The 10,599-nt window shown below is 68.4% G+C and carries 6 protein-coding genes; 4 read left to right on the top strand and 2 right to left on the bottom strand.

Annotated elements, in window-relative coordinates; genetic code table 11:
- The coding region (locus NCC78_RS06755; protein WP_250792454.1) for a PfkB family carbohydrate kinase at nt 1-390 on the bottom strand (390 nt) is incomplete at its 3' end.
- 510 nt (nt 391-900) lie between these two features.
- Here NCC78_RS06755 and NCC78_RS06750 point away from each other — a divergent pair.
- Nucleotides 901-1,995 carry a lytic polysaccharide monooxygenase auxiliary activity family 9 protein gene (locus tag NCC78_RS06750; RefSeq protein ID WP_250792452.1) on the top strand — a complete coding sequence of 365 codons (1,095 nt, stop codon included), beginning with the start codon at nt 901-903 and terminating at the stop codon, nt 1,993-1,995.
- A 138-nt stretch (nt 1,996-2,133) separates the two neighbouring features.
- Here the strand turns inward: NCC78_RS06750 and asnB are convergent, their stop codons facing one another.
- Nucleotides 2,134-4,095: an asparagine synthase (glutamine-hydrolyzing) gene (asnB, locus tag NCC78_RS06745; RefSeq protein WP_250792450.1), complete on the bottom strand. Its 1,962-nt coding sequence runs from the start codon at nt 4,093-4,095 to the stop codon at nt 2,134-2,136.
- 270 nt (nt 4,096-4,365) lie between these two features.
- Between asnB and NCC78_RS06740 the strand changes: the two genes are divergently transcribed.
- The 3 genes from NCC78_RS06740 (at nt 4,366) to NCC78_RS06730 (ending at nt 10,549) form a co-directional block, all read left to right on the top strand.
- Complete coding sequence (locus tag NCC78_RS06740; RefSeq protein ID WP_250792448.1) at nt 4,366-5,847, top strand: aminopeptidase P family protein; 1,482 nt, start codon at nt 4,366-4,368, stop codon at nt 5,845-5,847.
- Nucleotides 5,848-6,215: 368 nt separating this feature from the next.
- Nucleotides 6,216-8,111 (top strand): hypothetical protein, encoded by a 1,896-nt coding sequence (locus NCC78_RS06735; RefSeq protein WP_250792447.1) that lies wholly within the window; start codon nt 6,216-6,218, stop codon nt 8,109-8,111.
- 413 nt (nt 8,112-8,524) lie between these two features.
- The gene (locus NCC78_RS06730; protein ID WP_250792445.1) at nt 8,525-10,549 is read left to right on the top strand and encodes a hypothetical protein; all 2,025 of its coding nucleotides are present in this window, start codon (nt 8,525-8,527) and stop codon (nt 10,547-10,549) included.
- Nucleotides 10,550-10,599: the final 50 nt, after the last annotated feature.

Here is a 10,599-nt window from a genome sequence, read left to right as displayed (position 1 = left end):
GATCGACCCGCAGTAGAGCACGTCGGCCCCCTCGACCAGCGCCACGTCCAGGTCGTCGGCGCCGAGCAGCGCGTACGAGGGCGGCTCGCCGTAGAACCGGAAGTCGGGCTCGGGGCCGGTGTAGGTGGCCACCGCCAGCGCGGTCGGGGCGGGTACGGTGACCGACCCGGCCAGCCCGACGCCCGCGCCGGTCAGGAAGTCGCGGATCCGCCCGGCCAGAGCGTCGTCGCCGAGCGATCCGACGAACTGCACCGCGCCGCCGAGCCGGGCGACGCCGACCGCGACGTTCAGCGGTCCGCCGCCGACGGCCTGCCGGTAGACCGGCTCGCCGTCGCACTCGGTGTCGAGCAGGTCGACCAGTGCCTCCCCGAGCACCACCGCGTATCCCATTCCCCGGTCCTCCGTCCGTCGGTCCCGCCACGCCCTCGCCGGTCGATCTTGTCGCACCAGGCTGGCACAGTCCGCGTCCTGATGGCGCTGAAGCCACGGTATTGGCGTACCGGCAGGGGTGCGAGGCGAGGGGTCGGGCACGGTTCGCCGCGCTCCTCGCCGACCGGGTGGACCACCACGCCGGTCGTGCGGTCCGAGCCGTACGAGTCGCCGAGCGGGCACCTCGTCGAACGCTACTGACACATCGAGCAACGGCTATTGCGTCCGCGTCCGCCCCGTGGTGGGATGGCGCATGCCGGGCGGTGCGGGGGCTGCCGCGCCGCCGGCGCCGGGTTCTGATCCACGCGAGGGCGACGGTCCGCGGGCCGGACCGATGACGGCGCACGTCCCGCCGGCCGCCACGCCGGGGCACGTCCGCCGCGACCGTATCCGCTCGTCGCAGCGGGGCGGGCTGCTGCCACCCCGCGTGTCGTCCGCGGGGCGTCCGCGTCCCGCGAGTCAGGAGAACCCGTGTCCCATCGTTCCCGTACGGCCGCGTTGCTCACCGCGGCCGCGACCCTCCTCGTGGGCGCCGTCGCCCTGGTCAGCACCCCCGGTCCGGCCGCCGCGCACGGCGCCGCGATGAACCCGGGCAGCCGGACGTTCCTGTGCTGGAAGGACGGGCTCACCGCCACCGGTGAGATCCGGCCGAACAATCCCGCCTGCGCCGCCGCCGTGGCGCAGAGCGGCACCAACTCGCTCTACAACTGGTTCAGCGTGCTCCGCTCCGACGCCGGGGGCCGCACGGTCGGCTTCATCCCCGACGGCAAGTTGTGCAGCGGCGGCAACCCCGGATTCGCCGGCTACGACCTGGCCCGCACCGACTGGCCGGTGACCCACCTGACCGCCGGCGCGCGGATGGAGTTCCGGTACAGCAACTGGGCCCACCATCCCGGCACGTTCTACTTCTACGTCACCAAGGACAGCTGGAGCCCGACCCGCCCACTGGCCTGGAGCGACCTGGAGGAGCAGCCGTTCCTGACGGTGACCAACCCGCCGCAGCGCGGCGCGGTCGGCACCAACGACGGGCACTACTACTTCAGCGGCAACCTGCCGACCGGCAAGAGCGGGCGGCACGTCGTCTACTCCCGGTGGGTCCGCTCGGACAGCCAGGAGAACTTCTTCGGCTGCTCGGACGTCGCCTTCGACGGCGGTAACGGCGAGGTGACCGGGGTCGGCCCCGGCGGCACGCCGCCCCCGACGACCCCGCCGCCCACCGCGAGCACTCCCCCGCCGGGCCCGACCACGCCGCCGCCGCACTCCGGCGACTGCATGGCGGTCTACAAGGTGGTCAACGCCTGGCAGGGCGGGTTCCAGGGCGAGGTGATGATCATGAACCACAGCGCGTCGACCTGGTCCGGATGGACGGCGACCTGGAACTGGCCCAGCGGCCAGTCGATCAGCCAGGTCTGGAACGCCACGCAGTCCACGTCCGGGGCTGCGGTGACGGCGGGCAACGTGTCCTGGAACGGCACGATCGCCCCGGAGGGCACCACCACCTTCGGCTTCCTGGCCACCACGACCGGCACCAACACCCCGCCCACAATCACCTGCTCCGGCCGCTGACCCGCCACCCGGTACCCGGACGGGCCCCGCCCGGGCCCGGAACGATCAGGAGGCCCGCGTCATCCGGAGCGGTTCCGGTGACGCGGGCCTCCTGGCCGGGACGGGTCGGTCGGGGCCGGCACGGAGCCGGCAGCGGGGTCAGCGGACCATGGAGCCGACCACCGGCTTCGTCAGCAGCGCGGACTGGTTGCGCTGGATGCCCGGGTCCAGGGTCTTGGCCACGAAGATGGCGTGCCAGATGCAGAAGATCAGCACCGTCCACACCTTGCGCGAGTGGTCGGCCTCTTCCCGCTTGTGCTCCTCCAGCAGCCGCATCGCGTACGACAGGTCGAGCAGGTCGCCCGCGCCGGAGGTGGCCAGCACGTGCCGGGCCCACTCGTACATCTCACCGCGCAGCCAGACCCGGGTGGGCGTCGGGAAGCCCAGCTTCTTGCGGTTGACGATGGCCGGCGGCACCACGCCCTGCAGCGCCTGGCGCATCGCGTACTTGGTGGCGTCGGAGCGCGGCGGGAGCTTCAGGTCGACCGGGATCTTCGCCGCCACGTCGAAGACCTCGCGGTCCAGGAAGGGCACCCGCACCTCGAGCGAGTGGGCCATCGAGATCCGGTCGGCCTTGACCAGGATGTCGCCGCGCAGCCAGGTGTAGAGGTCGACGTACTGCATCTTGGTCACGTCGTCGAGCTCGGTGCACTCGGCGTAGATCGGCGCGGTGACGTCGGTGTAGCGCACCGAGGGGTCGTAGCGGCGCAGCAGGTGCTGCTTCTCCTCCTCGGTGAACATCCGGGCGTTGCCGTAGTAGCGCTGCTCGATCGGGGTGGTGCCGCGCTCCAGGAAGCTCTTGCCCTTGACGCCCTGCGGGATGGCCTTGGAGACCGCACGCAGCCCCTTTTGCACGCCGCCGGGGAGGCCGTTGACCGTGCCGAGCGAGAGCGGCTCCCGGTAGATGGTGTAACCGCCGAAGAACTCGTCGGCGCCCTCACCGGAGAGGACCACGGTGACGTGCTCGGCGGCCTTCTTCGCCACGAAGTAGAGCGGCACCAGCGCCGGGTCGGCCACCGGGTCGTCCAAGTGCCAGACGATTTTCGGCAGCGCGTCGATCATGTCCTGGGGCCCGATCTTCGTCGGGATGGTGGTCACGTCGAGGTGCCGGGCCGAGTCCTGGGCGACGTCGATCTCGGAGTAGCCCGGAACGTCGTAGCCGACGGTGAAGGTGAGGATGTTCGGGTTGAACTCCCGGGCCAGCGCCACCACGGCGGTGGAGTCGATGCCGCTGGAGAGGAACGAGCCGACCGGCACGTCCGAGCGCATGTGCATCCGGACGCTCTCGCGCAGCGTCTCCCGGATCTCGTGGTAGAGCTTCTGCTCGTCGTCGACCGGGGCGGGCCGGAAGACCGGCCGGTACCAGCGGCGCACGTCGATCCGGCCACCCGGGGTCCAGGTGAGGTACTCCCCCGAGCCGATCCGGTTGATCCCCTTGTGCAGGGTGCCGGGCTCCGGCACGTACTGCAGGGTCAGGTAGTGGCTCAGGTTGGCCGTGTCGATGCCGGCGTCGCCCTGGTAGTTGGAGTGCGCGAAGGGCAGCAGCGCCTTCTTCTCCGAGGCGAGGTAGAGGCCGTCGGCGGTCTCCAGGTAGTGCATCGGCTTGATGCCGAAGTAGTCCCGCCCGCCGAACGCCCGCCGCTCCTGCCGGTCCCAGATGACGAAGGCGAACATGCCGCGCAGCCGGGTGAGCACCTGCTCGCCCCAGTAGTGGTAACCGGCGACGATCACCTCGCCGTCACCGGCGGTGGCGAACTGCGCGCCGAAGTTGCGGACCAGTTCCTCGCGCAACTCGATGTAGTTGTAGATCTCACCGTTGAAGGTGAGCAGGTAGCGGCCGCCCGCGTAGGGCAGCGGCTCGTGGCTGGACGCCACGTCGATGATCGCCAGCCGCTTGTGCGCGAACACGCCGTCCGCGTACCGGCCGGAGGCGTCGCCGACCACCTCGACACCGGTCTCGTCCGGGCCGCGGTGGTGCAGGCATTCCAACGCCCCGGCGATGTTGTCGCGGTGGGCGGCGGCATCGCCGCGGGCACTGAAGAAGGCCAGGAGTCCGCACATGGTGGTCATCTTTCCACGCGGCCGGAACGGACGTCGCGGCACCGCAGGCACTCTTCCGGCCGGCGCACGGCACACCATCCGGACCAGCGACGACGCGGGCGGGATCCCGGGCGCACCGGCACATCGACGAGCCCCCTCCGCCACCGCGCGGGCGGGAGCCTCGCTCGTCGGGGTCGACCGCGCGACGCGGCAGGCGAGCCTCCCGGCACCGCGGGCTCCCTCCGGCTCGCGGTACCGTCGGGACCAGCAATGACACGGAGGGAGCGGGGCATGACCGAGGAACGCACCGACAGCAAGCCGGCGGACGGCACCGAGTCGCACGACCCGGACTTCCCGGAGGCGTTCCTGGCGTTCATGCGGCAGGGCTGGCGGGACACCACGCTGCCGGTCGGGCCGCGCCCGGAGGTGCCGAACCACGCCAAGCGCCGGGCCGCGCTGTCGGCGGCCTTCCCGGGCGAGACCCTGGTGATCCCGACCGGCGGCGAGAAGGTACGCGCCAACGACACCGACCACCCGTTCCGGCCGGGCAGCGACTTCGCCTACCTGACCGGGGACCACGACCCGGACAGCGTCCTGGTGCTGCGGCCGAACGGCTCGGGGCACGACGCCACGCTCTACATGCGGCCCCGCTCGTCCCGGCTGACCGACGAGTTCTTCCGCAGCCGGCAGGGCGAACTGTGGGTCGGTCGCCGGCACACGCTGGCCGAGAAGTCGACCGAGCTGGGCCTGCCGACGGCCGACCTGACCGAGCTGGAGGGGACGCTGGCCGACCTGGCGCCCGGGCGTACCCGGGTGCTGCGCGGCTTCGACGCCCGGGTGGACGCGGCCGTGCGCCCGTACGACGGGCCCCGCGCGGAGGGCCAGCCGGCCCGCGACCGCGAGCTGGCGATCGCCATCTCCGAGCTGAAGCTGGTCAAGGACGAGTGGGAGATCGCCCAGCTCCAGGACGCCATCGACGCCACGGTGCGCGGCTTCGAGGACGTGGCCCGGGCGTTGCCGGCGGACCGGAGCGTCTCCGAGCGGCTGCTGGAGGGGATCTTCGCGCTGCGCGCCCGGTACGACGGCAACGACGTCGGCTACAGCTCGATCGTCGGCGCCGGCGAGCACGCCACGATCCTGCACTGGGTGCACAACCACGGCGCCACCCGCCCGGGTGAGCTGCTGCTGATGGACATGGGTGTGGAGAATCGGCACCTCTACACCGCCGACGTCACCCGGGTGCTGCCGGTCAACGGCCGGTTCACCGCGCTGCAGCGCCAGGTCTACGACATCGTGCACGCCTCGCAGCAGGCCGGCATCGACGCGATCAGGCCGGGAGTGAAGTTCCGCGACGTCCACCTGACCTGCATGCGGGTGCTCGCCGAGGGACTGGCCGAGCTGGGCCTGCTGCCGGTGAGCGTGGACGAGGCGATGGACGAGAAGTCGACCGTCTACCGGCGCTGGACGCTGCACGGGTTCGGGCACATGCTCGGCATCGACGTGCACGACTGCTCCAACGCCCGCAGGGAGGTGTACCGCGACGGCGCCCTGGGTGAGGGTTACGTGCTCACCGTCGAGCCGGGGCTCTACTTCCAGCCGGAGGACGAACTGGTCCCCGAGGAGCTGCGCGGCATCGGCATCCGGATCGAGGACGACATCCTGGTCACCGCCACCGGCGCCGTGAACCTCTCCGCCGGGCTGCCGCGCGCCGCCGACGAGGTGGAGACCTGGCTTAGCGAGCAGCGCGAGGCCGGTCCCCGCCTGCCCGGCTGACCCCGTACGCCCCGAAGGGCCCCTTCCCGTTCGCGGGAGGGGCCCTTCGTCGTCTGCGGGAGATGGGCGTTTGTGCTGGTCACACCCCTTCCTGTCGACCCCGGTCAGTTGCCGAGCACCTGGCTAGACCTGAGCGGAATGCGGGCTTTTCTCGGATAAGTCCGCATCGCGAGGATCGTTCTCATACGGTGGGCGTCAGAGGCTGCAACCGATTTGTAGCTGGTCGCGCCGCCTGGTGCGGTGCGGCCCCGTCTGGTAGCAGGAAAGGGCGGAAGGCTCTGATGTCCAACAACCAAACGACTCCCGACGATTGGGCTACCGCGGCCACATCGAGTACAGGGCGGCGCAAACTCTGGGTGGCTGCCGGCGTGGCCGGACTGACCGGCGTGGTCGGCTTGGCGGCACTGGGCGGCCTGGCCGCTCGTGACGACAAGCCCGGTGGCCCCGACAGAACCTCGGGCGCTCAATCGTCCACGAAGCAGCCCGTCAGCGACGCCGGCAAGGCTGACGACGAGAAGTCCCACGTCGGTGCCGACAAGCAGGGCGGTCAGGGCCCCGACGTCGGCGATTGGGACAACGATTGGGACCAGGCCTGGGATGACAAGGGCCGGGGTGAGCGCGGTAAGGATGACAAGGGCAAGGACGGGGACCGGGTCAGGGAGGTGGACTGTGACGAGGAGGATCTGGTCGAGGCCATCGATCTGCTCAACCGTGGTCACGGGGGCACCCTGAAGCTTGCCAAGGACTGCACCTACGAGCTGGACGAGTTCGACGACGAGGACAAGAAGGACGGCAAGAAGCACGACGGCAAGAAGCACGACGGCAAGAAGCACGACGGCAAGGACGACGACAAGGACGACGACAAGGACGACAAGAAGTCCCGCACGGGCCTGCCGGTGATCAAGCAGGAGATCACCATCAAGGGTGAGGGCGCGACGATCAAGCGGGACTCCAAGGACGCGTTTCGGATCTTCAAGGTCGCCGACGGCGGTGACCTGACCCTGAAGGATCTGACCCTCAAGGACGGCAAGGCCGCCGACGACGAGGACAAGAAGGACGACGACAAGAAGGACGACAAGGGCGAGGAGCAGAAGGAGCGGCTGAAGGATCTGCTGGCCTCCGCGCTCAAGTCCCGCGGAGCCAACGTCTCCACCAACTCCTCGCGCAACGACAACGACAAGAACAAGAACAACGACAAGGACAACGACCGGGACAGGGGCGAGGACGGCGGTGCGCTGCTGGTCGAGAAGGGCGGGCGCGCCTACCTCGAGAAGACCACCCTGACCCGCAACAGCGCCAGCGGCAACGGCGGCGCGATCGCCAACCACGGCAAGGTCACCCTCAAGCTCAGCAAGGTCGACCACAACCAGGCCAACGACAACGGCGGTGGCATCTTCAACACCGGCCAGCTCGAGATCGAGAAGTCGAAGATCACCGACAACACCGCCGGGAAGAACGGCGGCGGCATCGCCAACGGCAAGGACGACGGCCGCCACGACGGCAAGGACGACGGCCGCCACGACCGCGACAAGGCCGGCAACGTCGAGATCGAGAAGAGCCTCATCCAGGGCAACAAGGCCGACGAGAACGGCGGTGGCCTCTTCAGCTCCGGCGGCTACGTCGAGATCAGCTGGGCCTTCGTCAAGGACAACACCGCCTGCAAGAACGGTGGCGGCATCTACGCCCGCAACACCGACCTCAAGCTCGACCACGTCACCGTCGCCGAGAACGACGCCAGCAAGGACGGCGGCGGCATCTACAACACCGGCGGAGACCGCGAACACAACACCGCCACCAGCAACAACCGCAAGGACAACGACCGCAAGGACAACGACAGGGTCGGCCGCGCCACCATCACCGACACCCTCATCGCCGCGAACCACGCCGGACGCTTCGGCGGCGGCATCTTCAACGGCGAGCCCAAGAACGACAACAAGAACGACAAGAACGACAACAGCAACAAGGGCAACAGGGGCAACGACCGCAACCACGACGACTTCGACGCGGTCCTGGTCCTGCGCGACAGCCTGATCAAGGAAAACATCGCCGGCGAGAACGGCGGCGGCATCTTCAACAACAACGGCAAGGTCACCCTGGACAAGACCAAGGTCAAGAACAACAAGGCCAACGGCGAGAACGACCACCACCGCAAGATCGCCGGCGGCATCTTCAACAACGACGGCAAGGTCGAACTCGACGACAAGTCCACCGTCACCGACAACGACCCCAAGAACTGCGTCAACGTCAAAGACTGCCACGCCTGAACCACCACATAACGCGGGAGTCCCTTCCGCCGCGCGACCAGCGGGCGGAAAGGGGCTCCCGCCTTCGGTCGCCCGCCTCGGAGGAGGTCCGACAGGACGGCGTCGGGTGGTGGCGTGAGATCTCCTCCGACCTGACTGTCACGGCTGACCGCTGTGCGACGTCGCGAGGAACTTCGACCCCGAAGCCCGGTATGGCGCCTTCGGCGCCCTCCCACGACGCCCGCACCCGGCGTCCGCACTCCTGCCTACCCGACTCATCCATGTACCAAATGTGGGTTTCCTTCGGATAAATCCACATGACGAAGAACATTCTCATACGGTGTGGTTCAGCAGCTACAACCGATTTGTAGCGAAGGCCGCTCGCGAAGGCGAAGCGACCTTGTCTGGGTACAAGGAGAGGGCAGAGAGCTCAGATGTCCAACTACCTTCGCAGTAACGATGACGCCGTTCGCCAGACCACGTCAGCGGCGGGCCGGCGCAAGCTGTGGCTCGCCACCGGCGTCCTGGGCCTGACGGGAGCGGTCAGTCTCACGGGAGTCGCGTACGGGGGCGGCGGCGTCAATGGCCTGGCCGATCCGACGTGGTCCACGGCGCAGCAACTCAACAAGGACGACAAGCGTAACGAGGAGGGTCGTGACTGGCATGAAGGTCAGGGCCCCGGCGCCGGCAACTGGAACGAGAAGGCCTGGGGAGACGAGCAGGGCTGGCGCGACGACAAGGACCGGGGTGAGCGCGGTCAGGACGACAAGGGCCGCGGTGAGCGCGGTCAGGACGACAAGGGCCGCGGTGAGCGCGGTAAGGATGACAAGGGCAAGGACGGGGACCGGGTCAGGGAGGTGGACTGTGACGAGGAGGATCTGGTCGAGGCCATCGATCTGCTCAACCGTGGTCACGGGGGCACCCTGAAGCTTGCCAAGGACTGCACCTACGAGCTGGACGAGTTCGACGACGAGGACAAGAAGGACGGCAAGAAGCACGACGGCAAGAAGCACGACGGCAAGAAGCACGACGGCAAGGACGACGACAAGGACGACGACAAGGACGACAAGAAGTCCCGCACGGGCCTGCCGGTGATCAAGCAGGAGATCACCATCAAGGGTGAGGGCGCGACGATCAAGCGGGACTCCAAGGACGCGTTTCGGATCTTCAAGGTCGCCGACGGCGGTGACCTGACCCTGAAGGATCTGACCCTCAAGGACGGCAAGGCCGCCGACGACGAGGACAAGAAGGACGACGACAAGAAGGACGACAAGGGCGAGGAGCAGAAGGAGCGGCTGAAGGATCTGCTGGCCTCCGCGCTCAAGTCCCGCGGAGCCAACGTCTCCACCAACTCCTCGCGCAACGACAACGACAAGAACAAGAACAACGACAAGGACAACGACCGGGACAGGGGCGAGGACGGCGGTGCGCTGCTGGTCGAGAAGGGCGGGCGCGCCTACCTCGAGAAGACCACCCTGACCCGCAACAGCGCCAGCGGCAACGGCGGCGCGATCGCCAACCACGGCAAGGTCACCCTCAAGCTCAGCAAGGTCGACCACAACCAGGCCAACGACAACGGCGGTGGCATCTTCAACACCGGCCAGCTCGAGATCGAGAAGTCGAAGATCACCGACAACACCGCCGGGAAGAACGGCGGCGGCATCGCCAACGGCAAGGACGACGGCCGCCACGACGGCAAGGACGACGGCCGCCACGACCGCGACAAGGCCGGCAACGTCGAGATCGAGAAGAGCCTCATCCAGGGCAACAAGGCCGACGAGAACGGCGGTGGCCTCTTCAGCTCCGGCGGCTACGTCGAGATCAGCTGGGCCTTCGTCAAGGACAACACCGCCTGCAAGAACGGTGGCGGCATCTACGCCCGCAACACCGACCTCAAGCTCGACCACGTCACCGTCGCCGAGAACGACGCCAGCAAGGACGGCGGCGGCATCTACAACACCGGCGGAGACCGCGAACACAACACCGCCACCAGCAACAACCGCAAGGACAACGACCGCAAGGACAACGACAGGGTCGGCCGCGCCACCATCACCGACACCCTCATCGCCGCGAACCACGCCGGACGCTTCGGCGGCGGCATCTTCAACGGCGAGCCCAAGAACGACAACAAGAACGACAAGAACGACAACAGCAACAAGGGCAACAGGGGCAACGACCGCAACCACGACGACTTCGACGCGGTCCTGGTCCTGCGCGACAGCCTGATCAAGGAAAACATCGCCGGCGAGAACGGCGGCGGCATCTTCAACAACAACGGCAAGGTCACCCTGGACAAGACCAAGGTCAAGAACAACAAGGCCAACGGCGAGAACGACCACCACCGCAAGATCGCCGGCGGCATCTTCAACAACGACGGCAAGGTCGAACTCGACGACAAGTCCACCGTCACCGACAACGACCCCAAGAACTGCGTCAACGTCAAAGACTGCCACGCCTGACCGGCCGCGCAGTGAACAGCCGAACCGTTGACGGCATCGGCTGAGGCGAC

This window comes from Micromonospora phytophila (genome assembly GCF_023656545.1).
Taxonomy (GTDB): Bacteria; Actinomycetota; Actinomycetes; order Mycobacteriales; family Micromonosporaceae; genus Micromonospora; species Micromonospora phytophila.
The sequence above is the reverse complement of the archived record's forward strand: the minus strand, read 5'-3'. Positions and strand labels throughout refer to the sequence as shown.